This window comes from Citrobacter sp. RHBSTW-00859 (assembly GCF_013729795.1).
In the GTDB taxonomy this organism is placed as follows: domain Bacteria; phylum Pseudomonadota; class Gammaproteobacteria; order Enterobacterales; family Enterobacteriaceae; genus Citrobacter; species Citrobacter braakii.
This window is the reverse complement of sequence record NZ_CP056284.1, coordinates 2697181-2722582: the sequence shown is the minus strand read 5'-3', so window position 1 is coordinate 2722582 and position 25402 is coordinate 2697181. Positions and strand designations below refer to the sequence as shown.

The 25402-nt window shown below is 49.7% G+C and carries 23 protein-coding genes, 2 tRNA genes and 4 pseudogenes; 12 read left to right on the top strand and 17 right to left on the bottom strand.

All coding sequences use genetic code 11. The features are described from left to right. The first annotated feature begins 63 nt into the window (after positions 1-63). The 4 genes from puuE (at position 64) to HV302_RS13600 (ending at position 4297) form a co-directional block, all read left to right on the top strand. Entirely contained in the window at positions 64-1326 is a 1263-nt protein-coding gene (puuE, locus tag HV302_RS13615; protein ID WP_016152939.1) for a 4-aminobutyrate transaminase, read from the top strand. A 175-nt stretch (positions 1327-1501) separates the two neighbouring features. Next, on the top strand, positions 1502-2557 hold the full coding sequence (locus HV302_RS13610) for an ABC transporter substrate-binding protein (RefSeq protein WP_181625960.1): 1056 nt from the start codon (positions 1502-1504) through the stop codon (positions 2555-2557). Then, positions 2544-3548, top strand: coding sequence for a FecCD family ABC transporter permease (locus HV302_RS13605; protein ID WP_181625959.1), 1005 nt, complete (start codon positions 2544-2546; stop codon positions 3546-3548). The genes HV302_RS13610 and HV302_RS13605 overlap by 14 nt, the downstream gene beginning before the upstream one ends. Continuing rightward, positions 3545-4297, top strand: a complete 753-nt coding sequence (locus HV302_RS13600; protein ID WP_181625958.1) for an ABC transporter ATP-binding protein — start codon at positions 3545-3547, stop codon at positions 4295-4297. The genes HV302_RS13605 and HV302_RS13600 overlap by 4 nt, the downstream gene beginning before the upstream one ends. Here the strand turns inward: HV302_RS13600 and HV302_RS13595 are convergent. The 6 genes from HV302_RS13595 to HV302_RS13570 form a co-directional block, all read right to left on the bottom strand. After that, on the bottom strand, positions 4266-5006 hold the full coding sequence (locus tag HV302_RS13595) for a substrate-binding domain-containing protein (RefSeq protein ID WP_181625957.1): 741 nt from the start codon (positions 5004-5006) through the stop codon (positions 4266-4268). The genes HV302_RS13600 and HV302_RS13595 overlap by 32 nt on opposite strands. A 200-nt stretch (positions 5007-5206) precedes the next feature. Further along, positions 5207-5283: transfer RNA gene (locus HV302_RS13590), tRNA-Val, on the bottom strand. A 4-nt stretch (positions 5284-5287) separates the two neighbouring features. Then, positions 5288-5364, bottom strand: a tRNA-Val gene (locus HV302_RS13585). Positions 5365-5563: 199 nt separating this feature from the next. Beyond that, positions 5564-6046, bottom strand: coding sequence for a glutathione peroxidase (locus tag HV302_RS13580; protein WP_016152944.1), 483 nt, complete (start codon positions 6044-6046; stop codon positions 5564-5566). Positions 6047-6313: 267 nt separating this feature from the next. Further along, complete coding sequence (gene gap / locus HV302_RS13575) at positions 6314-7324, bottom strand: type I glyceraldehyde-3-phosphate dehydrogenase (protein WP_047417734.1); 1011 nt, start codon at positions 7322-7324, stop codon at positions 6314-6316. 78 nt (positions 7325-7402) lie between these two features. Then, complete coding sequence (locus tag HV302_RS13570; RefSeq protein WP_049281863.1) at positions 7403-8383, bottom strand: GlxA family transcriptional regulator; 981 nt, start codon at positions 8381-8383, stop codon at positions 7403-7405. Between the two features lie 248 nt (positions 8384-8631). Here HV302_RS13570 and HV302_RS13565 point away from each other — a divergent pair, with 248 nt between their 5' ends. After that, positions 8632-9102 carry a GNAT family N-acetyltransferase gene (locus HV302_RS13565; RefSeq protein ID WP_019076706.1) on the top strand — a complete coding sequence of 157 codons (471 nt, stop codon included), beginning with the start codon at positions 8632-8634 and terminating at the stop codon, positions 9100-9102. Positions 9103-9200: 98 nt separating this feature from the next. Here HV302_RS13565 and HV302_RS13560 read toward each other — a convergent pair. Together HV302_RS13560 and HV302_RS13555 are read right to left on the bottom strand one after the other, a co-directional pair. Next, positions 9201-10394, bottom strand: a pseudogene (locus HV302_RS13560) (MFS transporter). A 141-nt stretch (positions 10395-10535) separates the two neighbouring features. Continuing rightward, positions 10536-11672, bottom strand: a complete 1137-nt coding sequence (locus tag HV302_RS13555) for an alpha/beta hydrolase (RefSeq protein ID WP_181625956.1) — start codon at positions 11670-11672, stop codon at positions 10536-10538. Between the two features lie 172 nt (positions 11673-11844). Here HV302_RS13555 and HV302_RS13550 point away from each other — a divergent pair, with 172 nt between their 5' ends. After that, positions 11845-12735 (top strand): LysR family transcriptional regulator, encoded by an 891-nt coding sequence (locus tag HV302_RS13550; protein WP_181625955.1) that lies wholly within the window; start codon positions 11845-11847, stop codon positions 12733-12735. Between the two features lie 51 nt (positions 12736-12786). Here the strand turns inward: HV302_RS13550 and HV302_RS13545 are convergent, their stop codons facing one another. From HV302_RS13545 to HV302_RS13520, 6 genes and pseudogenes are all read right to left on the bottom strand, one after another. Next, positions 12787-13299: a GNAT family N-acetyltransferase gene (locus HV302_RS13545; protein ID WP_181545868.1), complete on the bottom strand. Its 513-nt coding sequence runs from the start codon at positions 13297-13299 to the stop codon at positions 12787-12789. A 258-nt stretch (positions 13300-13557) separates the two neighbouring features. Further along, on the bottom strand, positions 13558-14727 hold the full coding sequence (gene brnQ, locus HV302_RS13540; protein WP_181625954.1) for a branched-chain amino acid transport system II carrier protein: 1170 nt from the start codon (positions 14725-14727) through the stop codon (positions 13558-13560). 85 nt (positions 14728-14812) lie between these two features. Next, positions 14813-15619, bottom strand: coding sequence for a PhzF family phenazine biosynthesis protein (locus tag HV302_RS13535; protein ID WP_046274915.1), 807 nt, complete (start codon positions 15617-15619; stop codon positions 14813-14815). Beyond that, positions 15606-16262 (bottom strand): helix-turn-helix transcriptional regulator, encoded by a 657-nt coding sequence (locus HV302_RS13530; protein ID WP_181625953.1) that lies wholly within the window; start codon positions 16260-16262, stop codon positions 15606-15608. Before HV302_RS13530 ends, HV302_RS13535 begins: the two co-directional genes overlap by 14 nt. Positions 16263-16275: 13 nt before the next feature. Further along, a pseudogene (locus HV302_RS13525) lies at positions 16276-16543 on the bottom strand (RidA family protein). Between the two features lie 395 nt (positions 16544-16938). Then, on the bottom strand, positions 16939-17415 hold the full coding sequence (locus HV302_RS13520) for a GNAT family N-acetyltransferase (protein WP_095715934.1): 477 nt from the start codon (positions 17413-17415) through the stop codon (positions 16939-16941). A gap of 382 nt (positions 17416-17797) precedes the next feature. On the opposite strand from HV302_RS13520, the gene HV302_RS28320 reads away from it, so the two are divergent. Beyond that, positions 17798-18160, top strand: coding sequence for a hypothetical protein (locus HV302_RS28320; protein ID WP_326928713.1), 363 nt, complete (start codon positions 17798-17800; stop codon positions 18158-18160). Between the two features lie 206 nt (positions 18161-18366). Further along, a complete protein-coding gene (locus HV302_RS28315; RefSeq protein WP_326928712.1) occupies positions 18367-18576 on the top strand; it encodes a hypothetical protein in 210 nt (69 codons plus the stop codon). A gap of 210 nt (positions 18577-18786) precedes the next feature. On the opposite strand, the gene HV302_RS13510 is transcribed toward HV302_RS28315, so the two are convergent. Next, a complete protein-coding gene (locus tag HV302_RS13510; protein WP_326928711.1) occupies positions 18787-19470 on the bottom strand; it encodes a hypothetical protein in 684 nt (227 codons plus the stop codon). A 248-nt stretch (positions 19471-19718) separates the two neighbouring features. Between HV302_RS13510 and HV302_RS28310 the strand changes: the two are divergent. The 3 genes and pseudogenes from HV302_RS28310 to HV302_RS13500 form a co-directional block, all read left to right on the top strand. Further along, positions 19719-19903 (top strand): annotated as a pseudogene (locus HV302_RS28310) (IS630 family transposase); the annotation flags it as partial. Between the two features lie 468 nt (positions 19904-20371). After that, positions 20372-21544 carry a YiiX/YebB-like N1pC/P60 family cysteine hydrolase gene (locus HV302_RS13505; protein WP_181625951.1) on the top strand — a complete coding sequence of 391 codons (1173 nt, stop codon included), beginning with the start codon at positions 20372-20374 and terminating at the stop codon, positions 21542-21544. A 747-nt stretch (positions 21545-22291) separates the two neighbouring features. Beyond that, entirely contained in the window at positions 22292-22897 is a 606-nt protein-coding gene (locus HV302_RS13500) for a hypothetical protein (protein ID WP_326928710.1), read from the top strand. On the opposite strand, the pseudogene HV302_RS28305 reads toward HV302_RS13500, so the two are convergent. Next, positions 22853-22978: pseudogene (locus HV302_RS28305) on the bottom strand (AbrB family transcriptional regulator); the annotation flags it as partial. The gene HV302_RS13500 and the pseudogene HV302_RS28305 overlap by 45 nt on opposite strands. 117 nt (positions 22979-23095) lie before the next feature. On the opposite strand from HV302_RS28305, the gene HV302_RS13490 reads away from it, so the two are divergent. Continuing rightward, positions 23096-23793 (top strand): IS1 family transposase gene (locus HV302_RS13490; protein WP_223429336.1). Its coding sequence is split into 2 segments (ribosomal slippage): positions 23096-23345 and positions 23345-23793, totalling 699 coding nucleotides; the frame shifts between segments, so codons are not numbered across the junction. 460 nt (positions 23794-24253) lie between these two features. Here HV302_RS13490 and trpS read toward each other — a convergent pair. Continuing rightward, positions 24254-25258: a tryptophan--tRNA ligase gene (gene trpS, locus HV302_RS13485; protein ID WP_053389369.1), complete on the bottom strand. Its 1005-nt coding sequence runs from the start codon at positions 25256-25258 to the stop codon at positions 24254-24256. Between the last annotated feature and the right edge of the window lie 144 nt (positions 25259-25402).

The window sequence follows — 25402 nt, the reverse complement described above, 5'->3', positions numbered from 1 at the left end:
CAGATGGCGTCTAAATTTAAAGGGTAATTCAACCTAAATGTATTAATGGACAAGGTGTAGAGAATGAACAATAAAAACCTGCAACAACGTCGTCTGGATGCCACCCCGCGTGGCGTGGGTGTAATGTGTGATTTTTATGCCCAGTCAGCAGAAAACAGCACAATTACCGATATCGAAGGCAATCAGTACATTGATTTTGCCGCCGGGATTGCCGTGCTGAACACCGGACACCGTCATCCTCGCCTGGTGCAGGCAGTCGAAGCGCAACTGCAGGCTTTTACCCATACGGCTTATCAGATTGTCCCGTACGAAAGCTATGTGTCTTTGGCGGAGAAAATCAACGCCGTTGCGCCAATCGACGGCAAGCGCAAAACCACATTCTTCACCACCGGGGCTGAAGCGGTCGAAAATGCGGTGAAAATTGCGCGCGCACATACCGGCCGTCCTGGCGTTATTGCTTTTGGCGGCGGTTTTCATGGGCGTACCTACATGACGATGGCGTTAACCGGCAAGGTGGCGCCGTATAAAAAAGGGTTCGGCCCGTTCCCTGGCTCGGTTTACCACGCACCGTATCCTTGCGAGTTGCAGGGGATTTCTACGGCGGACTCCATCAAAGCGATTGAGCGCCTGTTTAAAGCCGATATCGATCCCACTCAGGTCGCGGCGATTATTTTCGAGCCCGTCCAGGGTGAAGGGGGCTTCGTGGTGGCGCCGCCGGAGTTTGTGGCTGCCATCCGCCGTATTTGCGACGAGCATGGCATCGTGATGATCGCCGATGAGGTGCAAAGCGGGTTTGCCCGTACAGGCCAGTTATTTGCGATGGACCACTACGCTGACAAAGCTGACCTGATGACTATGGCAAAAAGCCTTGCAGGCGGCATGCCGCTGTCTGGCGTCGTGGGCAAAGCTGAAATTATGGATGCGCCTGCGCCGGGTGGTCTGGGCGGAACCTACGCCGGAAACCCGCTGTCAATTGCGGCAGCTCATGCGGTGCTGGATATTATTCGTGATGAACAGCTGTGCCAGCGTGCGGCAGCTCTTGGCGAACAACTGCGCGCCACTCTGACTGACGCGCAAACCGGGTGTCCTGAACTGGCCGAAGTGCGCGGCTTAGGCTCTATGATCGCCGCTGAATTCTGTGATGCAGCGACGGGAGAACCCAACGCAGCCGCCGCACAACGCGTGCAGAAGAAAGCCCTTGAGCAAGGATTACTGCTGCTGACCTGCGGTCAGTATGGCAACGTTATTCGTTTCCTTTATCCGCTGACGATCCCGCAGGATCAGTTCGCCAAAGCGCTCGATATCATTAAAGCGGCAACCAAATAATCCGTTAGTCATAGTGTTACCCACAGCCGACGGTGGTCATCACCGTCGGCTTTTTTGTCGGCATAAATTGATCTTCCTCGTGTGTCGTGCGGTATTTATCGCGAATGGGTTGCCTGTCATATCGTTATATAATTTAATACACATCGTTTTTACTCCGCTATCCAGATGGTATCCCATGTTAACTTTCCGCTCTTTTGTGCTGGTATGCGCCAGCATGTTGTTTGCGTTTTCTGCCCAGGCCGACCGTACGATCACCGACCAGCTTGGTCGTCAGGTCACGATTCCGGACCACGTCGACAAAGTGGTCGTGCTGCAACACCAGACGCTGAATATTCTGGTCCAGCTTAATGCTCAGCAGGACATTATTGGCGTGATGTCGAGCTGGAAAAAACAGCTCGGGCCTGAGTTTGCGCGCTTTATGCCGGCAATTGCCACATTGCCGACGCCGGGCGATCTCACCAGCGTGAATATCGAAAGCCTACTGGCGATTCATCCACAGGTGGTTTTTGTCGCCAACTATGCGCCTGCGGAGATGATCCAGCAGATTCAGAACTCCGGTATTCCGGTCGTGGCAATCTCATTGCGCAAGGATGCAGCCGGGCAACAGAATAAAATGAACCCGACCATGGCCGATGAAGAGCAGGTCTACAACGAAGGGTTAAAGCAGGGGATTCGCCTGATTGCGGACGTCGTGGGGCGCAAACCGCAAGCTGAGACGTTAATCGACTACGTTTTTGCGGCGCGGGCAAAATTCAATGCGCCGGTCGCAAAAATCCCGGATGCGCAAAAAGTCCGTATTTATATGGCTAACCCCGACCTGATGACTTACGGTTCCGGGAAGTACACGGGACTCATGATGCAGCACGCGGGTGGGCTAAACGTGGCGGCTGCCAGTGTAAAAGGCGCCCGTCAGGTTGCGCTGGAACAGGTATTGGCGTGGAACCCGCAGGTAATTTTTGTTCAGGATCGCTACCCGCAGGTGGTAACGGAGATCCAAAACGATCCTAACTGGCAGGGGATTGATGCGGTGAAAAATCATCGCGTCTGGTTGATGCCTGAGTACGCCAAAGCCTGGGGCTATCCGATGCCTGAAGCGTTAGCTATTGGTGAGCTGTGGATGGCCAAAAAACTGTACCCGGACGCCTACAAAGACGTGGATGTTGATGCGCAGGCGCAAGACTACTATCAGCGTTTTTATGGTGTGAACTGGCAGCCTGATGCAGTTAAGTAACCACATTTTACCCCAGCAACCACTCTTAATCGCAACGGTCCTGTTGCTGGGCCTTGGTTCGTTGTGCCTCGGACAATATCCGCTGTCGTTAAGCGAAGTCTTTTATCACCTGATGCACTATAGCGACGCTGAAGGGATTGCCGGTCAGGTTATCTGGACGGTCAGGCTACCGCGAATTCTGATGGCGCTGCTGGCGGGTGGGGCGTTGGGGCTATGTGGCGCGACGCTGCAAGGGGTATTTCATAATCCGCTGGTCGACCCGCATATTATTGGCGTGACGTCCGGGGCCGCTTTTGGCGGAACGCTGGCTATTCTGCTCGGCCTGTCGCCGTGGTTGATGATGGGGTCAACGTTTTTCTTCGGTCTGACGGCGCTGATCCTGGTGTATGCCATTGCTGCGCTGCAGGGGCTGGAGAATACGCTGGTGCTGATCCTGTCGGGTATCATTTTGAGTGGTTTTTTTGCCGCGCTGGTGAGCCTGATTCAGTATCAGGCTGATACCGAAGAAACGTTACCCAATATCGTGTTCTGGCTGCTCGGCAGCTTTGCGACGGCTAACTGGCATAAAGTTCTGCTGTTGGCGATTCCAGTTGGTATCGCTGCGACAGTTTTGTACCAGCTACGCTGGCGGATAAACCTGTTATCACTCAATGATAAAGATGCCCGATCGCTAGGCGTCGCGGTGGTTCCTCTGCGACGCAGCGTTTTGCTGTGCTGCGCTTTTTTAGTTGCCGCTCAGGTAGCGGTCAGCGGCAGTATCGCCTGGGTTGGGCTGGTTATTCCGCATCTGGCGCGTTTGCTGGTGGGGGTTGATCATCGTCGTCTACTGCCGTGCGCCTTCTGGATGGGAGGCGGTTTTATGATTGTGGTGGATGATATTGCCCGTACCCTGATGCACGCGGAGATACCGCTTGGGATCATCACCGCATTATTCGGCGCGCCGCTGTTTGCTTTTTTACTCATCCGCTCCAGCCGCCAGGAGACATCATGAAACCTGCCGCATTGCGTGTAAATACGCTTACCTATGGGTATCGCGCGCCGCTATTTGAGCCGCTTACATTCAGTTGCCAGAAAGGTGAGATCTGGGCTGTGCTGGGACGTAACGGCCTGGGTAAAAGTACGCTGCTCGATACGCTAACCGGCACGCTACCAGCTTTGGACGGCAGCATTGAAATTGACGGCGGGATAGGGATTGTGGCGCAGCATTGCCACCTGCCATTTCCTTATACGGTGAGCGACGTGGTGCTGATGGGGCGGGCACAGCACGTGAAGCTTTTTGCGCAACCCAGCCAGCAGGATCAACAAAGAGCGACCCAGGCGCTGGAGCAGTTAAATATTGCCCAGCTTGCTTCCCACTCGTTTAGCTCACTTTCCGGGGGTCAACAGCAACTGGTGATGATAGCCCGGGCGCTGGTGACGGAGTGTCAAACGCTGCTGCTTGATGAGCCGTGTTCCGCGCTGGATCTCGCCAATCAGCAGGTGGTGCTTCAGCTCATCAGCGATCTGGCCCATCTACAGGGATGCAGCATTCTTTTTTCGACCCACGATCCGCTGCATGCGTTACAAATAGCCACCCATACTTTGCTGCTGCTCCCTGAAGGAAAATGGCGGGCAGGGCCAACGGACAGCATTGTGACGGAAGAGAATCTGTTCCAGGCCTATGGCTTACCGCTGCGAAAACTCAGTCTGGAGAACCACCCGACGCCGTTTATCGCACCGCTGTTTTCTGTTCGTCGTTAAGAGGTAAAAACCCGGCGGCGGTAAGAAACGCCTGACCGCCGTTGGAGAGCATGAATTTAACCAGCGCCATCACCTCGTTAGATGCGTCGAGCACCGCCAGTTGGTATTCGCAGCGAATATTGTGCTCATCAGGGATAGCTACATAATGCACGTCGGGTTGGGCGCGCAGCGTTTTCGCGTAATGCGCGTAGCCGATAAACAGATCGGCCAGTCCCTGGCGAAGGATCCAGGCGTTCGCTAGTTCACCAGACGGGATTTTCACCGTATCACGCCCACCAACCAGCGGGATGGCGCGCGCCCGAAGCTGTTGTCCGAGTCCTGGCTCCAGTACATCCATATTGTCGAAAAATGCCCAGGTATAGTCTCCGGAAGGGTCGCAGCCGGGCGTGGATGTACCTATTCGTAGCGTTGGGTCGCGGAGCAAATCCAGCCAGGCGCCGTTTCGGTTGCTGACCAGACTCAGTTGATTCCAGCTAAAGGTTTGCGTGAGGACAGCTTTTTGCAAAGCCAGCAGGCGTTGCGGGTGCTCCCGATTGGCTGAGGCAAAGAGCGCACACGGTTCACCGGCTTCAATACGCTCGCGTAATAAACCGGCCGGACCATATTCCACCTTCACGTCTATTCCGCTATGGCGCGAGAACTGGCTTATCAAAGGGGCAAATGCCAGGCGTAAACTGCCCGCGGCAAACAGAATAATGGAAGAGGGCATGGTATCCGATCTCTGGCGAAAAAGGTTTGCGAAGAGGATAAATGATACGCGCTGAGCATAGAGTTTAGAAGACTTTGGCCTATCGCTTTGTGCCAGCATCATACGGAGTAATGATTAAGCTTAAGGTTACGAACAGGAGGCAATAAAAAGAAATTATGAGGTGTAGCGAAGGGAAATAGCACCAAATCATAGAAATAATTTGGTGCGTCCGAGTGGACTCGAACCACCGACCCCCACCATGTCAAGGTGGTGCTCTAACCAACTGAGCTACGGACGCAAGATGGTGCGTTCAATTGGACTCGAACCAACGACCCCCACCATGTCAAGGTGGTGCTCTAACCAACTGAGCTATGAACGCAACGTTGTAGGTGACAACGGGGACGAATATTAGCGGCACAGACCGAATGAGGCAAGAGGGAAATAGCATTTTTCTTCCTGAACTCACGCGATTGCAGAGTAATTAAGCAAGTTGATTATATTTTGTTGATTTTGCAGCGTGTTTTTTATTCAGACAGTGCGCTGGGGCATAATGGGGACGGTTTGAATGACAGGTGCGCTCAGACTTTAAGCGCAGCAAGGATCGCGGTTTCTATTTTCTCAGGGGTAGTGAACGGCGCAAAACGCTTGAGCGGTTTGCCGTCACGCCCGATCAGGAACTTAGTGAAATTCCACTTGATACGCCCACCCAGCACGCCGGGTAATTCGTTTTTCAGGTAACGAAACACCGGATGCGTAGCCGCACCGTTGACTTCCACTTTCTCAAATATCGGGAAGCTCACACCGTAGTTGATGTGACAGGTTTGCGAGATTTCGTCGGCCCCGCCGGGCTCCTGATTACCGAACTGGTTGCAGGGGAAACCAAGCACCACCAGGCCCTGCGCGGCGTACTTCTTGTAAAGCGCTTCGAGGCCTGCATATTGCGGCGTGAAGCCACAATGGCTGGCAGTATTGACCACCAGAACCAGTTTGCCAGCATAGTCGGCCATAGAGACGGGCTCACCATGCAGACGGGTGGCTGTAAGTTGATAAAAGGTGATCATGCCGGAATCCTCAAATAAGATCGCATTACTCATTTTATTATGGTCGCAACTGTCTGATTAATAAACTGACCGTTGAAGTGCTGGCGATTTATTATTTTGTCGGGTTATCGCTAACGTTTTTAAACGCGTCACCCTAGCAGCATCGTAAGGTGACGACTAAAAATGGGGGACGTGACGTTGTGGGCGATTGTCACTTGGACAAACACGTAACAGATATAAAAAAATCCACGCCTGGCGTGGATTTAGAGAGAGTGTGAGAGCAGGGGATTAACGTTCGTGCCTTGCCATTAGCAGTGCCAGGTCGACGAGGCGATTAGAGAATCCCCATTCGTTGTCGTACCACGCCAGAATTTTGACCATATTGCCGCCAATCACCAGCGTTGACAGGCCGTCGATGATGGATGAGCGCGGGTCACCCTGATAGTCGCTTGAGACAAGCGGTTCATCGCTGTAACCGAGGATCCCTTTCAGTGGCCCTGTCGCGGCGGCGTCACGAAACGCATTATTGACCTCCTCTGCTGTAACATCCCGCTCAAGCGTTACGGTCAGATCGACAATGGACACCACCGGAACCGGTACGCGCAGCGAGTAACCGGTTAAGCGACCATCCAGCTCCGGGATGACTTTGCCAAGCGCCTTCGCGGCACCGCTGGAGTAGGGGACAATCGACAATGCAGCGGCGCGGGCACCACGAAGATCTTTTTCCGGCTGGTCGTGCAGCGCCTGGCTGTTGGTATAGGCGTGGGTGGTATTCATCAAACCATGCTTAATGCCGAAATGTTGGTGCAAAACCTGTGCGGCAGGTGCCAGACCGTTAGTGGTGCAGCTACCGTTGCTGACGACAAAGTGTTTATCCGCGGAGTAGAGGTGATCGTTAACGCCCATCACGATGGTTAAATCATCGTTCTTACCGGGGGCGGAGATAATCACTCGTTTTGCGCCACCGCTGTGGATATGCACCGCCGCCTTGTCACGTTCAGTGAAGAAGCCGGTTGCTTCAATGACAATATCGACTTCACGCTGACGCCATGGGATGTTGGCTGGGTCGCGTTCGCTGAACACGGTAATGGATTTACCGTTAACCACCAACTGCCCCTCACCGGCGGTGACGTCGGCGTCGAGTTTACCGAGCAGCGAGTCGTATTTCAGCAGATGCGCCAGCGTTTTACTGTCTGTCAGATCGTTGATTGCCACGATCTGAATCTCCGGGTTACCCAGTGCAGCACGCAGTACGTTACGTCCGATACGGCCAAAACCGTTAATACCGACCTTTACCATGATGAACTCCTTATCTGTTGTCTCTGGAGTAAATTTAGGCCGGTCATGGATTGGCGTAAATGACAAATAAGGATCACTTTACGCCATTTTACGACAATGAAAGCGTTGGCGATATTCACCAGGCGTCAGGTGAAGCTGTTTTTCAAACAGCCGTCGCAGGTTAATGCTGCTGCCAAATCCTGTTTGTTCGGCGATACGCTCCAGCGTCTCGTTGGTCTGCTCCAGACGCTGTCGTGCTGCGGCCAGACGGGCTTCAGCCACATAGCGTGCCGGTGATGCGCCCGTTTCTCGGGTAAACACGCGGGTGAAATTACGCGGACTCATGGCGACTTTTTCCGCCAGTTTATCCACACTGAGATCGGCGGTGAGGTTCTCAAGCAGCCAGGCGAGCAGATCGTTAATCGGGCCCAGGGTGCTGGTCTGCTGAAGGTTGTAGCGGCTAAACTGGAGTTGTCCCCCGGGACGGCGCAGGTACATGACGAAATCCTGAGCGACGTCGCGCGCCAGACTGAAGCCGTAATCCTCTTCAACTAACGCTAACGTCAGGTCAAAGCCGGAACTGACGCCACCTGATGTCCAGATATGTTCGTCCTGGATATAGAGCGGACCGCTTTCGACGCGCACCTTTGGGAATTCTGCCTGCATGGTTTCCAGTAGCTTCCAGTGGGTGGTGGCTCGTCTGCCGTCCAGCAGCCCGGTTTCTGCCAGCAGCATCGCGCCGCCGCAAATGGATGCAATGCGGCGGGCATGGGGAGCGGCAAGGCGTAGCCAGTCAACCACCGCAATCCCTTCCTGCGGGTTTTGACCTCTGCCAGTGATGATGATGGTATCGAGAGGTTCGCGAGGATCTATCTCATGCAGGCGGTGATCTGCCAGTAGATTTAGGCCGGACTGACCATGGATCACCTGATGCGGTTGCGTTGTCGCTAACTGAACCTGGTAACACGTCTCCGTAGCGCCTTTGGGATGCAGGCGGTTGGCCTGCATCAGAATGTCGGCAATACCGGCGGACTCAAACAGCATACCGCCATCGGGAACAATAATGAGTATCTTCTTCATGTCCTGAAAAGTAATCTTTTTACACAATAAGTCAATATTACATACTCAACTGGAAAAAGCCTTACCCGTGGCGTAGCGACATTACCGCCACTGGTCGATGGTTTGATGTTGACTCAACGGCGTTGCCTGAGCATCTCCCTTGATTAAGAATAGCGTTGCATTGACCCATTAAACTCACCGCGAGGAGCTGACGCTCCGCTGCACCAAAAATGGACTTGTTCTACAAGTCACTCTCCTGACGAGGTCTTATGAAAATCAGAAGGTTTAGTAATGGAGATGAAATTTCGTTGTTCAGCGTCTTTTTATCTTCTGTACATACCCTCGCATCACACTACTACACACAGGAACAAATAGATGCGTGGGCCCCAACGGATATCGACCCGGAACAATGGGCCAATCACATGAAGGAATTACGCCCCTTTGTTGTTGAAGTGGATGGTGAAATAGCTGGATATGCAGATGTTCAGCCAAATGGGTACATTGACCATTTCTTTGTCTCGGGAACCTACCCGAGACAGGGAGTAGGGACACTACTGATGAATCGCATTCATGAAGAAGCCAGACAACGTGGAATTGGCGAACTGACTTCAAATGTCAGTAAGGCTGCGGAGGCGTTCTTTCTACGACACGGCTTTCATGTTGTGGAACGTGGGTTTCCTGCCTGTCGCGGAGTGACATTACAAAATGCACTGATGCGAAAATATTTGGTGAAAAAATAGAAGATAACTGGGCTAAAGGTCCGCGATCAGCGAGGGCGGACACTCGGCTCTCTGCCGTATGCCATGACAGAGAGCACGCCAGAAATGAATGGATTGTTCTAGTTTGCTTTGCTGTTTTGACGGGATGTGACAATCGTCATTGCTGCCGCCGCCAGAAGTAAGAAACCACTCAAGCCAAAAGTACTGCGCCATCCCAGAGTGTCGAATACCAACCCACCTGCCGTTGAACCCAGGGCAATTGATAGCTGGATCACCGCAACCATTAAGCCACCACCCGCCTCTGCATCTTCGGGTAGTGCCCGCGCTATCCATGTCCACCATCCCGTTGGCGCAGCCGTTGCTAGTAGTCCCCACAGGCTGAGCAATACGGCAACAGCCCAGATGCTGTGTCCAACCAGTAGTAACGCCCCGGCAGTTGCTGCCATAAGCAGGGGGATCATGATTAAAGTCTGATAAAAACTTGTGTTCAGGAATATTGATACGGCCAGTGTGCCGACAAAACCAGCCACGCCTATTGCGAGCAAAATCAGAGAGAGACCAGAAGGGCCTACGCGGGTTACGGTCTCAAGAAAGGGGCGCACGTAGGTAAATAAGGCAAATTGCCCCATGAAGAAGAGCCCGCAGGCCAGAAGTCCCGCAGGGACAATGGTGATGCGGAACAGACGATGCATAGATCTCTGGGATTTTTGTTTTTTATCGCTTTCCATCGATGGCAGGCTGACCCACTGCCAGATGAATGCGGCTATAGCCAGGGGAACGAGGCATAAAAAAGCCCCTCGCCAGCCCACGGTCGTCCCCAGATAGCTGCCAAGCGGTGCCGCTACAACGGTAGCCAGCGCGTTCCCACCGTTAAAAATCGCCAGCGCGCGGGGAACCTGATGCTGCGGAACGAGCCGAATGGCGGTTGCAGCAGACATGGACCAGAATCCACCAATGACCACCCCAAGCAGGGCCCTCCCCAGGATATAAACCGGGTAGCTGGGTGCCAGGGCGACGACTATCCCCGATATGGCCATTAAAACCGTCAGCCCCTGCAGGAGATGTTTTCGGTTCAGATCTCAGGCAATATGGGAGATAGTCAGGCTGGTAATGACCGCCAGCGCGCCAGAGATTGCAATTCCCTGGCCAGCCAGCCCTTCGGTAATGTGTAAATCACTGGCAATAAGCGTAAGCAGGCTGACCGGCATAAACTCGGAAGCGATCAGCACAAACACGCACAGCGTCATGGCAAACACGCCCCCCCAATGCGCATGCTTTTTTTCGTAATGCGGTTTTAGTCTTACTGTGGACATTATCAGATCTCTTAATATCGAATCGGCCAGGTTCAGGCGCAGTCCGGACAGACGCCATTCAGGAAATCACGTCAAAACATGGATGAAAATGATCTGCAGGCGATTTACAGCCGCCTGCAAATATCAGGCGGCTTGGGGCGGTTATCTTAGGTTGGTATTGAAAAACTGCTCAAATTTAGCAAACGGAATCTTACCCGCAACGTTGTCGTACAGATCAACATGATTTGCCCCCGGGACAATCACCAGCTCTTTCTCATTGCTGCCGATCGCCCTAAAGGCATCTTCAGCAAAATAGCGTGAATGGGCTTTTTCGCCGGTCACGATAAGCGTGGGGATAGTGACTTCATTGGCGTAGCTCAGCAGTGGCATATTCATAAATGACAGCGGCATCGTCACATTCCAGGCCCCGGTTGAGTTGACCGAACGCGCATGGAAACCACGCGGCATGCGATAATAATCAAAGAATTCTTTCAGAACCGGATTAGGATTTGCGGGTAACGTTTCTGGCAGAATACGTTTCGACGTACTGACGTCCCCCTTTTCATCAACATAAATGTCATGCCCGCCGGGCGCGAAAGCTCCGTTCTTCGCATCTTCCCAGCGCTGTGCGTTCAGATACTGTAATACGGCGCGACGATCCGCAGTGGTATAACGGTCTTTACCATCACCTACGCCATGCCCCATCGCACGGCTCATGTCATACATCACGCTGGTCGCCACCGCTTTCACGCGGGTATCCATCGCGGCGTCGTTTAAGGCCATCCCGCCCCATCCGCAGATACCCAGTAATCCGATACGATTTCGATCAACCTCATTTTGCAGGCCAAGGAAATCAACAGCCGCGCTGAAATCCTCGGTGTTGATATCCGGAGAGGCAACGTTACGTGGATAGCCACCGCTTTCCCCCGTATATGAAGGGTCAAAAGCCAGGGTAACAAATCCCTGCTCAGCCAACGTCTGCGCATACAGACCGCTGGACTGCTCTTTCACCGCGCCGAAAGGCCCGCTGATGGCAATGGCCGCCAGTTTGCGCTCGCCGCGATCCTTTGGAATGTAGAGATCACCGACCAGGGTGATCCCGAAGCGGTTCTGAAAGGTCACTTTACGGTGATTAACTTTCGTACTTTTAGCGAAGGTTTTATCCCATGTCTCGACCAGTGAAACTGGCGCGTTCGGATTGGTTGTATTGGCATAACTCATCGTTGTAACTCCACTTAATGATGCGCAGAGCAGCATGGCTGGTATCGCGGCTGTCAGTTTTTTGGTGAAGGCAGTCATCAAAATCCCCTCATAAAACGTGATAGATACAGGTTTCATACGGACAACACTGCTGTGCTTTGTTGCAATGCGAGCATTATAGTGAGCAGTAATAGTGCTTATTAGAGGGGTAAAATTGCTAGAATTAATACCATATTGTTCTAAATAGTGATGCGATAGCGAGGGAAACGTGATGGCGAAACGGGAAAACTATAATGATTTATACCTGTTCATGCAGGTGGTGCGGGAAGGGAGTTTTACCGCTGCGGCGCAACGACTCGGCCTGGCACAATCAGGTATAAGCCGTTCCGTACGCGAACTTGAAGAAAGACTGGGCGTTCAGCTTCTGGCTCGCACTACGCGTAGGCTATCGCTCACCCATGCCGGCGAACAACTCTACCGGACTATTGAGTCAGGATTCGACGCTTTAGATATGGGGCTTGCCACGCTGGCCCATTATCGCCAGTCCCCGTCAGGTACGGTACGGATTAATGCCAGTCAGCACGCTATTGATAAACTGCTCCTGCCAAAGCTTGCGGTGTTTAAGCAACGCTATCCTGACATCCGGCTGGAACTCATCAGCGAAAGTCGGTTTGTCGATATTATTGCGGAAAGATTCGATGCCGGTGTACGTCTCGGACCGGAAATTGGCGGTGGCATGATAGCGGTCCGTATTTCCCCCGACATGGAGATGGCCATTGTTGGTACGCCAGAACACTTTCGCCGCTATGGCTTTCCACAAGTCCCGGCAGATTTGGCGGTTCATCCCTGCATCGCTTATCAATTTGGCGATGGAAGCCTCTATACATGGGAGCTTCAACAGGATGGTAAAAAAATAACTCATCAGCCGCAGGGACAATGGGCTTTTGCTGACAGTTATATGGAAGCCAAAGCCGCAAGACTGGGGCTGGGGCTGGCTTATGTTCCGGAAGAACTGGTGTCCGATGATTTAGAAGAGGGTTCGCTCATTAGAGTTTTACAACGCTACAGTCAACGCCTGGAAGGTTCATTTCTCTATTATCCGCACCGCAATGTGTCTCCCGCTCTGCGAGCAGTTATCGATACACTGAGAATTTATGAATGAAGGCCAGGCTGCACACGTGTCAGGGTAACTGATCTGAGCGAGGAGCGGGCCTTATATACACATCCCCATTAACTTGAGTATGCTCCTCTGTGAATTTGTTTCGAAAATGATGTCGCTGATGTGTTTCATTCCCTGCTTTTTATAGAATTTTTGAGCACGTTCATTTTGTTCAAGAACCTCCAGCCATAAATATTTTTTCCCCTGACTTCGGGCAAGATCTATGACTTTATTAAACATTAGTTGACCGTAATGCTGATTCGTTTTGGTTGGGGCAAGGTAGAGTTTATTAAGTAAAACACCGCTGATGTCTGTATTCGGGACAGTTGCTTGCCATGTCAGCTTCACAAAACCAATCGGCTGCTCGATTTCAACTATATACCAGCTAATGTTTTTATCATTAATACTCTGTTCAATAACAGGAAGTGAATATTCACCCTCCAAATAATTATCAAATTCTGATTCTGACTTCCACATATGCTTAAAGTGCGCAGTATAGAAGCGGTAGCCAAGCTCATTTAGTAATCCCGAATCGGCTGATGTTGCTTGTCGTATGATTAAAGACATGGGAGAGGCCCTTACTTTATGAGAGAAAAATTATCTTAAATTTGTAATATATACGGCCTGTTAAGTCTACATGTCCGTTGTGACTGTCTTACCCTCAAACTTTGAATACGCAATCTAAGGTCTGAAGTTGGTGGAGCTCGACCATTAAGTTATTTTTTATCGATGTTAGCTTCTGGCTCGAAGCAGACAGGCCAACTGATTGTCTGGTCTGCTTTGAGCGAAAATGAAAAGACATCTTCCGAACTTGCGACTGTTCATTCAGGATTTTACAAATAAGCTCATTATTCCCACTGCCAGGGCGCTATAGAAAAGCAACTGATACAGATTCGTCGGCACGTCTGTCCATTTTCTAACGATGCCCAGCGCGACCACGACCAGCGCAGCCGGGTAAATGGCGCACAGCACGGGAACCGCCATTGCGGTGAGGGAATTCAGTCCCAGCACGGCAAGTGCTGCTGACACCATCAGGGAGAGCGTCACCAGCAGCCCATAAGACGCACCGGTCGTCTGGTTGAAATAGCGCGCTGTTCCGGTCGTCAGACCAATGGCCGTGACCAGACAGGCGAGGGTAATGATCGCCGCCAACAACACCCGGCTATAAACGCCAAAAACAGTCTCGACATAGGCGCTCATCACCTGCATACCATTCGTTGCGCCCCGCACCGGGCTGTGGGACCCCATCGACAGATAGCAGATATAAATCACGGCCAGACCTGCAGCGGCAATAAAGGCTGCAGCGGTGGAATGGGTGAAGATGCCCCGCGGATGGTGGATCCCGCGCTGCTTAAGCGTGTGGGTGATAATGGCGCCAAAGCACAGCGCACTGATCACATCCAGGGTCTGATAACCGTTGACGAACCCTGTATCGAACGCGCGAGTTTGATACGCGGTTGTGGCGGTCGTGAGGTCACCAATCGGATGTAACCAGGCACATATGCCGATAAAAATCAGGGCACTAATTTTAATGGGCGAAAGGAAGAAACCGACGATTTCCAGCAGTTTTCCCGGCTTAGCCAGCGTCGCGCCAGCAAGGCCAAAGAACGCGGCGGAAAATATAATCTTCTGCATCAGGGAACTAGCTGCGCCATCGGTGATGACCTCGTAGCTAATCGTCGCGGTGCGTGGCGTACCAAATAAAACCCCCAGTGTTAAAAAGCAAATGCCAATAAAAATCAGGCTCGGCCATTTGCCTAAGGGTTTCGTTAATTCCGCGATATCACCGCCATTAATGGCAAGGGAAATAATCGCCAGTGCCGGGAACAGAACCGCTGTGATGATAAAGCCAAAGCCTGCATTAAAGGCGTTTGCGCCCGCCTGCATGCCGACCAGCGGCGGGAATATAATATTGCCTGCACCCAAAAAAAGCGCAAGGGTCATCCCGCCAAGAGCCATTGTCTCTGGCAATGAAAGTCTGGTGTTTGCTGTCATTATTAACTCTTATTTTATATAAACATCATGCTTTGGAAGGCGTGGTCATTATATGCCTGGTTACCGTTCCGGTCATACATCGTCATTACAACTGGAATATTCCTTCGATGGTCATACGAGCGAAGCCATGCAATTCCACGCGCCCGTCATCCCGAACTACACAGCGCAACGCCCCTTTACGCTTCCCGCCTTGTTGAGCGGTCAGGACATTTTTACCCGTACGCGCCGCCCAGAACGGGGCGAGGAAAGTGTGTGCCGACCCGGTGACGGGATCTTCGTTCACGCCGACCTGCGGGCCGAACCAACGGGACACAAAATCAAACTGGTTATCAGCGGCGGTCACGATCACGCCGCGGGTGTCGAATACCGCCAGCTTGTTGAAGTCAGGATTAAGCCCGTCGATGATGGTTTTGTCATCGACCAGTACAATCAGATCGTCCGATTTCCACACCCCGATAACACCGTCGGTAATGCCAAGGGCTGCCAGCAGCCCATCAGGAGTATCAATCTTTATGGCCGATTTAGCCGGGAAGTCCATGCAGAGTTCGTCCCCGTTCTTACTCACCGTCAACAGGCCGCTGCGGGTGTGGAAGCTGATAGTTTCTTGTTGGTAGCCAAGCTTGTTGAACAGCACCCAAGATGCAGCGAGAGTGGCATGACCGCACAAATCCACTTCAACCGCAGGCGTACACCAGCGCAGGTGATAACCCTCCTCGAACGGCACAAAAAACGCGGTTTCAGAAAGATTATTCTCCGTGGCGATGGCTTGCAGAACAGCGTCAGGCAGCCACGCAGTTAACGGACAAACGCCCGCCGGGTTGCCGCCAAAAGGTTGAGAGGTGAAAGCATCAACCTGATAAAAAGGAATTACTGTGGTGTCAGACTTTGTCATTTAATTTATCCAGATAGTTGTAAACGGTGTATCGGGTGACGCCCAGCGCTTTAGCGACATGATTAACGCTGCCTTTAATCTTGAAAAAGCCCTGAGCATGTATTTCAGAAATAACCCGTTTTCTGAAATCAATTTTATTTTCTGAACCCGTGGGTCTGAATTTCGAAATAACGTCATCCAGAGATTTATCCTGAATATCACCTAGCGGATTTTCCGGCGTTTCAGCCGCGGCGGCCGGATGGAGTAAATAGTCCAGGTCGCGTTTGAGTTTTGATACCACATCCATATCGACGTTAATGCAAAAAGCCACTAGCGGCACGCCGTCCTTGCTGTAATAAATCGTTGATGCGCTATTCAACGTGGTGCCAGAGAGAGTGGTGGTGGTATATCCACTGAATACCAGACTGGGAACACGCTGCGAAGCATCCAGTAAACCTAAGAATCCCGTGTCATTTTCCGGACCGGACAACAGCGCATCACCGGCTTTCCTGCCGCTGACGTGTCCATTAATGATGTTTATCACGGACGATTCGGGGCGGGTAAGGTCATGCAGAACCGCTTCTGTGTTTAAGGGAAGCGTGGTTCTCAACGCCTCAAGCGAAGCCGTCAAAATAGTGATTAAACGTTCACGTTCGTCTTTCATTTTGCTCTCTCCATCAGACAACGGCCTGGACTTCTATTTCGACGTCTAAATCAAATGCAAGGTGACTGGTGACGACGCTCCTTGCGGGGAAACCTTCCGGGAAGAACGCGCTGTAAGCAACATTGAATTCGCTAAAGTGCTCCATGCTGCTTAACCAAACCTGGACTTTCAATGTGGTTCAGCGTCGTATGCGCCCGCGCCAGAGTTTCCCGGATGGCGTGCATGATATGCCGGGTCTGCTGGGTGACAGATCCATACAACGGTTCACCTTCGGGGCTCATGGCGACATGGCCTGAAAGAAAAACAAACCCGTTCACCTGCACGGCGTCTGAAAAGGGAAAAGGCTTGGTCGTGGGGTAGCGTACGATAGACATGTGTCAGATTTGCCCTAAAGAAAGTGTAGTAGCACGGTAGCATGACTTTATTTTAAATTAAACAAAATTATTATTTTAAACATTTGTTGATTTTGTGGTTTTCCTGCATCTCCACTAGCTGAGCATCGACAGATGCTTTGTTGACGTGATGGGACATGTTCTGACCCGCGTTTAAGTTCTGTAAGGACAAGCTCGTCTGTTTCTGGTACTGATCGGATAAGCTAACTGAGCGAATGTCCGTAGTGGGCGAGGAGCGGACATGGTTTCGAAGATGCCGCTGACTTTTATTTAGTGTCAGTGTCTCAGTCCGTAATAATTTTACTCATATTGATACCTGTAACCCCGAATCCACTGGCTTCATAGACATGCCGGGCGCGGGCATTATCACCTGCAACACGCAATCTGATCTCTTTAAAACCCTTCGCCTTCAGATACACTTCAAAAGCACGTAGAGATTGTTTGCCAAGCCCCAACCCCTGACAGGAGTTGAAAATATGAAAATCGTAGATAAAAATAGTGTGCTTAGTCGAGTCTGGTTTATACCAAAGATAACCTATATGGTTGTTAGTCTTGTCCGACTGAGCATCAATACACATTAATACTTGCCCATGTGTATTAACTCCATCGGGAAGCATTTCCGAAATTTCCAGCTTCGCTCTGACAAGAGAATCACGAAGCGATGCCCCGTAGTTTGATTCGATCTCATATGCATAGTCATTAACAAAATATTCGAGATAAGCCGGGTACTCATCTTTTGTCATCGTTCGGAAAGAAATCACATCTGGCCACCAAAAATATCATACTGAAAAATAAGAATATATTAATAACGATGTAGTCCTCCACCGTCAATAGTATTCACGTCTAAATGCGCGTACTGGCAAGGTGATTAACATAAAAATGGGATTAATGTCCGCTGCTAGCACAGAACGGACCAATCTGTTGGTTGTCAGGTCCGCTGTGAGCGAGTAACTGACTTCGATTTAAATAAATTATAAGGCTTCAAATGTTATTGGCACAAATTTCTGAGATGCATACAGTCACACTAAGTGTTTAAACAAGGTTCTGGACTATGGCTAACCCATCAGTTAAGTTTGTTTCCGACCTATCGTTTCCTCCCTGTCAGGAGCCACTTTTTTTCATGTTAGTTTTTAAGGATAATTCATGAGTAATGGAGCACAATCATTTCTTAGTCAATTGCTAATTGCCCTAGTCTCTATATCTTTAGGGTCATTTCTTTTTGCTGGGATTCTAGAGAGCTACAAAAAAGACCAAGGTCTTCAGGAGGAGCTTATAAAGGATTACTTTAGGCCAATGATGGAATTACAAAATTCTTGTTCTTCTTCACATAATGAACTATTTCTAAAGTATGGAGAGTTATCTGGTTCTTATCAGCTCATGTCTAATGAAATAGTACATATGACAATGACCCCTGATTCAAAATTAGGCCAACATTATGAAGCTCTCCCAATGTCTATTATTAAAGCAAATACAGGGTTAAAAAAAGAGTTGAAGATCTTGAAATAACGGTAAAAAAATGCAAGACCGATTTATTCCTCAAGTACGAAGAGCTTGCATTAGTTACTGGTTCATATCCAGAGTTTAGGAGCTTAGCGAAAAATTATACGAATACGATTAACACCATCTATTCCGAAAGACAAAAAAAAGCTAAGGAAAATACAAAAAATATAGACCCTAATCAACTAATGCCATTGATGCGGAAATTTATTGCTATGGATCTATCCACCAATGCAAACAAATCCATGCTTGCCAGTGAAATGGATAACATATCTAAAATAACAACGCAGCATAGTTTGATAATGGCAGAGTATGAGGAGTTAATTTTCAAAGAAGATAATGATTTATTTCTAAGTCTTCATGATCTTTATGCAATCAAAATTAGTGAAAAGTATTCAGGTGGATTTATCAGTTGGATAATTTAAAACATGATAACTCATCAGATACGACGCTTACTATGTAGAACGCGTAAATCTGTGAAGGTTACCAATGTGTTAGGTAATGTCCGCTCCTGGCACGAAGCGGACCAGGTAACTGAGGTGAAGGTCCGCTGTGAGCGAACAGCGGAAGTTCGCAACTTCAACTCCAACACTAACATTGAGGTGTCTAAATCAACGGGCAACAGGTCAGCAACCCTATTCCTTCGTCCGGTTTTTGTTTTTTTTAAGAGGCAGTTCATCCTTGGGTAAGGTCTTATTCTTCAATTTTTCAAAGGGGTATCGGATAAGGCTACTTAGCATTCTTCCCCAATACCAAAGAAAATTTGTAATTGTCACGCGTTTGGCAAGGCTATTCGTCCAAAAACTCATGGGAGCAGTCAGGAGGTCAGCACTATGCCCTCGATTTGTTATGACTGAGTTAAATCTGTTTACGAATAATTGCTGACCGTAGCCCATCAGTTGGGTGTAATCGACACACTTTTGCTCAACTTCGGCTCCCAGCATCAGCGAACCTGATTCTGGGTTGTCAAAATAAAAACATTTATAATTTTGTGTAATATCTACCCAATCAGGGCTGGAACTCACGTAATTAAATATATCTGACGGAAGTACGCTTTTAGGTTTTTTATTTCCATGAGTTAGTTGCATTCCCGAGTTTTCGTAAGCTTTGGCTGCAAGCTCTGAACAAAATGAGTGGCGTGGGCTGGTATATATAGCATTTAGTAAACTATAGCGCTGTAGATGATGATGCCTCAAATGTTTTTCAAGGTACTCAGAATTTATTTCACTGAGAGAGGCTGTGTGCCGAAAAACAACGAAGTCTTTGTTTTCATTGAGATACTCAACTAAAGGGCGCAGATGAATTCCGAGTTTAGGCATTGCATGAATCAAGCTGTGATTATAGAGGGCAATAGCTACATGATGATGCTTTGCGTCGCGTCTTGTTAGGACTGACTGCACGACAATATTTGCGCTTTTTTTGGGGCGGGAGAATAATATAATATCGCCAGTGCACGATGGAGTTTGCATATTTTTGGGACTCTAAGTAGCTGCGCGGAATAGTAGAACACTTTAATGAAACTCAGCCCGAATTGTGCGATCTGACCAATCACAAACCAGATTGAGCGATGTCTATCATAACATCCATTTCGTGTGAAGCACGATCACTGATGCAGAAAGTAATCGATAAAACATACGATAAAATTATGTTCGTAGACTGACAGCCCTACAGATGTTGCACTGTGGCGAGCGCGCCAGTTGCGGTGTCAGAACACTCTGCTGCGCCCGTTCATCCGTAGAAGGCAGGATTAACTGCGATTGGAGTGTTATTCCAACTTACAGCTCATCGTTTCCTTATAGCCACAATGCACAAATATCCAGGTTCTGCCGGTTCGATTGTATGATTGACAGTCCGCATTTGGCACAGAGTGAACCTTCATCACCCGGCATCCACATGCCGCATGCCATCGTCAGGCTGAAAGACTGGCTATCGAAGAACGCAGTTTCTTCCAGTTGTAATCTGAGATCCGAAAACGCCCAGTACCCGAGCTCTTGCGGTCTGTTACTGGAAGGTTTTACATTCTTCTATTGAAATTGAATATGAAAGGTGAATTTGAAACGGCCCTGCCATATGCCTCTGTCCGAGGCCTCCCGCCGGGCGGCCTGGCAACTGTCAGTATAGATCGTAACGGGAAATCAGTATAAAGGGAGACCATTGTTAAATTCGAGTTCCGGCAGTCCGGACAGATCAAACACACAAATACAACATGGAGATTAAAAGATGGGAAAATTTACAAGCTCGAATGATTATGCTGGCCCGTATTTCATACTGCGTCATGGCAGTCTCCGTCCCGGAGATATTATTCTGGAGCGGGGGTATGAAATGCACTCAGATATAATCTGCCAGCAGACCGGCAGCCACTACTCTCATGCAATGATATATGTTGGCGGGACGATTATTGAAGCCACAAGTGACGGAGGCGTATTCAGTCGTATTCCAAACCGATCGGCGGTAAGGGCCATATCTGATTTCAAAGTCCTTAGGCTGGCCAAAGATCCGGGACAAGAAATAACAACAATTGCGTGCAATCAGGCCCGTTACCTTGTGGGCAGCCAGTATTCAGTTGCTGAAGCCATTTTAGTGAAAGGCCCTGAATTTACGAGGAAATTCCGTGAAAACAGCAGAAAACAGTTTTGTTCACGCTTAGTGGCGCAATGCTTTAAAAAAGCAGGCATAAATCTTGTCAGTGATGCGAATTTCTGCTCGCCTGCTGAACTTGAACGATGCGGGCTTCTGGTGACAGTCCCTGATATGGTCCGCCGTGCTTCCGAACAAGAGGCCGCATTCGCGCTTGAGGTTTCGCCGCACGCCAGTCATGCTAAAAATACGGTTCGTTTTGTGGAAGCGGCACTCGGTATTTTAAAAAATCACGGTATCAAAACCGTGGGGGACTCAGACGGAGAAGTGACTGTCACGACGTTAAACGACATTACTCAGGCCGCATTCGAAAACAGAACTTCTCCCGGGCTTGACGGGGAAATGACGGAGGCCATGCGAGCATCGGGCTACCTAGACCATATTGAAATGGACAGGCAACAGAACCCCTTTCGCTATGATTTTGACCTGTTCAGTGCCCGGATTGGCCAGGATGCTGACGATAATGAAATTTCTGAGAGGCTTTGGGGGGAGATCAACAAAGAAGCTCAGGTTTTTATTCCCCGCCTGCAGTCATACATAAATGGCAAACATAATCTTGTATGGGATCTAGAGTATTTTAAAGCCGAATTTTCTATATATGAAGGCCTATTGCAGGCGCTGTATGACCGTACCGTGATCATAGAACAGTACTCTGTCTTAAAAAAAGATATTCCGTTTTTCAGTGAAATTTATGAGCTAAGTAATGCTATTTTAAAAGAAATAAGGGAGCATGCACCGGAGATTGCTATTTCCTGAAGTTATCAATACCGTAAACTCATGAGGCGCACTCACTGACCTGATGTATCTTGGGCACCCACCGATAGCAAGCAAGACGTAAGCGCAGACAACTGCTGGTCAGTGCCCGGAGAACCAGCGCTGTTATACACGTTAAAAGGGCCGCAGTAATTCTGCAATCAGAGGCTGAGGGATCGGGATCAGACCGGTGTCAGCAAACGTTGCCGCTGTCATCTGCTTAAAAGCTGGCTGTTTTCCCGGAGACGCTTGATGGCATCCGGCACCAGTTGCAATAACTTGCGGAAGTTTGCTGCCGCATCTCGGTAACGAACATCCTCTGAGCCTGCTTCCGTTTCCGCAGATCCGAAAACCCCAATGTCGGATCTGTAGTGGTCGTCCTTCGCGGGACTGAAGGAAAAGTTCAGGCAAGAGATTTGAAGCGAGGAAATAATCTGGGGTAGTTTCGTAGTCCGCTATGAGCGAAGAGCGGACATTGGACCTTCCAAACTTACAAGGTAATCTAATTTGCAAGGTTATGGCGGGATAAATGGACAGAATTGGCAGATTTTGCAGAAGTTATGCATCAAGGAATAATTTTCATGTGCCGTAGGCAATACCGCGCTTTGAGCCGGTTTTGAAATTCAGTTGTACTCTCGACCTTCAGTAAGTATTTCCGCTTCTAAGCCAAATGGAGACTTTAATTTATCTTGATAAACCCCGCCAGTTAGTTTGAAAATGGTGCAATTTCTCAACACAGGGTTTACCCAGATGGCTATGTCACCACCTCCTATTTTTGAAGGCAACGACTATTACAGCGTCTCTGAAGAATTTTTTAGCAAATTACCAGCTGATCTAAGAGCGCCTTTTGAACAAATAATGAAGAAAGGGGCGGAGATTATTAGCGGTTGCGATAAAGAGATTGAAAGTCTGATTAGACTTATAAAGGTAATACCTACTACAACAAGCCTTAGTTACATTTATCGTCGGCTTCGTACGACCAAGTTTGAAATCACTACTGAATCGATGATGGAACAGGAGATGTTAACAACCGCTTTTGTGGTCAGCTACGCACGTTTGTTCGCCAAAAGCAATGGCACTTGCGTTCTCCAGCGGAATGATCTCCCTGTCCACCTACGGGCTGTTCATGATGAGCTGTATAAAATTCGCAACGAACGATATGCTCATAACGGAGGTCATAACCCCCTACAGCGGCCTCGTCGGCTTACTGGTTTTAGCGCTATTACCTTCTATAACCTCACTTTTGCGGTAGATAACTATTGCAGGGATCGTTTGGATGAGCAACATGCGTATAATATGGCTTGCCATCACAAAACTCGCATTCGCGTTAAGCGCCAGTGCCGCAAAGGACATTGATTCCACGCTCCCGGGAACCCAGGAGAGCATCAATACATAAAATGGATAATCCAGAAGATGCGCCGCTGTAAATGCCATCATGACCGTCACACCCAGTCCAATAGCAATGAGCTGTATTGAAGACCAAAGATGACGCAAAAATGGGTGATGCTGCCAACTTACTGATTTAGTGTATGATGGTGTTTTTGAGGTGCTCCAGTGGCTTCTGTTTCTATCAGCTGTCCCTCCTGTTCAGCTACTGACGGGGTGGTGCGTAACGGCAAAAGCACTGCCGGACATCAGCGCTATCTCTGCTCTCACTGCCGTAAAACATGGCAACTGCAGTTCACTTACACCGCTTCTCAACCCGGTACGCACCAGAAAATCATTGATATGGCCATGAATGGCGTTGGATGCCGGGCAACCGCCCGCATTATGGGCGTTGGCCTCAACACGATTTTACGTCACTTAAAAAACTCAGGCCGCAGTCGGTAACCTCGCGCATACAGCCGGGCAGTGACGTCATCGTCTGCGCGGAAATGGACGAACAGTGGGGCTACGTCGGTGCTAAATCACGTCAGCGCTGGCTGTTTTACGCGTATGACAGGATACGGAGGACGGTTGTGGCGCACGTCTTCGGTGAACGCACTCTGGCCACACTGGAGCGTCTTCTGAGCCTGCTGTCGGCCTTTGAGGTCGTGGTATGGATGACGGATGGCTGGCCGCTGTATGAATCCCGCCTGAAGGGAAAGCTGCACGTAATCAGCAAGCGTTACACTCAGCGCATTGAGCGACATAACCTGAATCTGAGACAACATCTGGCAAGGCTGGGACGGAAGTCACTGTCGTTCTCAAAATCGGTGGAGCTGCATGACAAGGTCATCGGGCATTATCTGAACATAAAACACTATCAGTAAGTTGGAGTCATTACCCTTTTGCCTGCATTATCCCACTTGCAGCATCCACCCAATCATTTGCGGTACAACCTGACAATACAATACTCAACATTAATGCAAACGCATACTTCATTTTAACTCCATCATTCATTATTGTATAAATAGCGTCTGTGTAATGCTCAATGTATTTGACGCTAATGCGGTTAATTTAACAAATAATCATATCTCAGGCAAGGTGAGGATCTCGAACCCGTACATGTAATGGGTAATTCATAATGATTAGCTGAAATAATTGAAGGGCCGGGTAGAAATAGCACTGCATAAAAAACGACATATCGTATTGCGCGGATTATTAAACAGCGAATTAATTAGCCTCTGTGACAGAGGTTATCTTTACGCGTCAACGCATGGCTGCGCTACTCCCGGCGATTGTCATTCGTCGGGAGCTATCTTTAATTATCGAACCTGTAGTGCTTCGAGTTCAGAACACCGGCAAACCCAGCCCTTGCTTTACTTCTTTTAATGTCTGCTGCGTGACCTCGTGCGCCTCTTCGCTTCCTTTTTTGAGCATCGCCATCAGCATACCTTTATCCTGGATGTAGGTTGCCCGCCGCTCGCGCATCGGGGCGATAAGCTCCTGCAAGCACATCTCCAGCTCGTTTTTGCATGTCCGGTCACCCAGCCCGCCGCGCTGATAATGTGCTTTCATCTCCGCCACTTTCGCTTTATCCGGATGAAAAGCATCGAGGTAAGTAAATACCATATTGCCGTCAATCTGCCCCGGATCGGACACTTTTAGATGATTGGGATCGGTGTACATTGCGCTGACTGCATGATGAATATCCTCTTCACTGGCGGACAGGAGTAGAGTGTTGCCGAGCGATTTTGACATTTTGGCATTACCGTCGATCCCTGGAAGACGGCTGGTCTCACTCAGTAGCGCTTTACAATGCGACAAGACAGAGGTCGGTAACAGACTATTCATCTTATGCACGATCTCATTGGTCTGTTCGATCATGGGCAACTGATCGTCGCCGACGGGAACCACCTCGGCTTTGAAGGCGGTAATATCTGCCGCCTGGCTGATGGGATAAACCAGAAAGCCAACCGGTAACGAGCGGGCAAATCCTTTCTGCGCAATTTCGTTTTTGACCGTAGGATTTCGCTCCACGCGAGCCACGGTAACAATGTTCATATAAAGCGCGGTCAGCTCAGCGAGGGCGGGCAGGGCCGACTGCAGACAAATGGTGGTGAGTGACGGGTCGATTCCTGCGGCGAGGTAATCAGCCAGCACTTCGGGAATATTGTTGCGGATCTTTTGTGGTGTGCTGCCGTTATCGGTTAGCCCTTGCAGATCAGCAACCAATATAAACTGCTGATAATCATGTTGCAGCGTGGCGCGCTGGCGCAGAGAGCCAACATAGTGGCCGAGATGCAGCGGGCCAGTGGGACGATCGCCAGTGAGGATGATAGTTTTGTTGTTCATGTAAGACTCCTTAATCAAAAAACCGAAAGGGGTCTTTAAATGCAAATAACCGCCTTTCGGCGGTTATTTAAAATGGGGAAAACACATTCTGACCGCCTTTAAGAAGGCAGCCACCACAGGTTGTGATTAAACGCGGTGATATTG

Coding starts and splice junctions, on each gene's coding strand:
- puuE (WP_016152939.1), top strand. CDS start 64: ATGAACAATAAAAACCTGCAACAACGTCGTCTGGATGCCACCCCGCGT.
- HV302_RS28315 (WP_326928712.1), top strand. CDS start 18,367: ATGGATCTATCCACCAATGCAAACAAATCCATGCTTGCCAGTGAAATG.
- HV302_RS13565 (WP_019076706.1), top strand. CDS start 8,632: ATGAAAATCAGAAGGTTTAGTAATGGAGATGAAATTTCGTTGTTCAGC.
- HV302_RS13610 (WP_181625960.1), top strand. CDS start 1,502: ATGTTAACTTTCCGCTCTTTTGTGCTGGTATGCGCCAGCATGTTGTTT.
- brnQ (WP_181625954.1), bottom strand. CDS start 14,727: ATGACAGCAAACACCAGACTTTCATTGCCAGAGACAATGGCTCTTGGC.
- HV302_RS13600 (WP_181625958.1), top strand. CDS start 3,545: ATGAAACCTGCCGCATTGCGTGTAAATACGCTTACCTATGGGTATCGC.
- HV302_RS13505 (WP_181625951.1), top strand. CDS start 20,372: ATGGGAAAATTTACAAGCTCGAATGATTATGCTGGCCCGTATTTCATA.
- HV302_RS13535 (WP_046274915.1), bottom strand. CDS start 15,619: ATGACAAAGTCTGACACCACAGTAATTCCTTTTTATCAGGTTGATGCT.
- HV302_RS13605 (WP_181625959.1), top strand. CDS start 2,544: ATGCAGTTAAGTAACCACATTTTACCCCAGCAACCACTCTTAATCGCA.
- HV302_RS13595 (WP_181625957.1), bottom strand. CDS start 5,006: ATGCCCTCTTCCATTATTCTGTTTGCCGCGGGCAGTTTACGCCTGGCA.
- gap (WP_047417734.1), bottom strand. CDS start 7,324: ATGGTAAAGGTCGGTATTAACGGTTTTGGCCGTATCGGACGTAACGTA.
- trpS (WP_053389369.1), bottom strand. CDS start 25,258: ATGAACAACAAAACTATCATCCTCACTGGCGATCGTCCCACTGGCCCG.
- HV302_RS13530 (WP_181625953.1), bottom strand. CDS start 16,262: ATGAAAGACGAACGTGAACGTTTAATCACTATTTTGACGGCTTCGCTT.
- HV302_RS13580 (WP_016152944.1), bottom strand. CDS start 6,046: ATGATCACCTTTTATCAACTTACAGCCACCCGTCTGCATGGTGAGCCC.
- HV302_RS13500 (WP_326928710.1), top strand. CDS start 22,292: ATGGCTATGTCACCACCTCCTATTTTTGAAGGCAACGACTATTACAGC.
- HV302_RS13570 (WP_049281863.1), bottom strand. CDS start 8,383: ATGAAGAAGATACTCATTATTGTTCCCGATGGCGGTATGCTGTTTGAG.
- HV302_RS13555 (WP_181625956.1), bottom strand. CDS start 11,672: ATGACTGCCTTCACCAAAAAACTGACAGCCGCGATACCAGCCATGCTG.
- HV302_RS13550 (WP_181625955.1), top strand. CDS start 11,845: ATGGCGAAACGGGAAAACTATAATGATTTATACCTGTTCATGCAGGTG.
- HV302_RS28320 (WP_326928713.1), top strand. CDS start 17,798: ATGAGTAATGGAGCACAATCATTTCTTAGTCAATTGCTAATTGCCCTA.
- HV302_RS13545 (WP_181545868.1), bottom strand. CDS start 13,299: ATGTCTTTAATCATACGACAAGCAACATCAGCCGATTCGGGATTACTA.
- HV302_RS13510 (WP_326928711.1), bottom strand. CDS start 19,470: ATGCCTAAACTCGGAATTCATCTGCGCCCTTTAGTTGAGTATCTCAAT.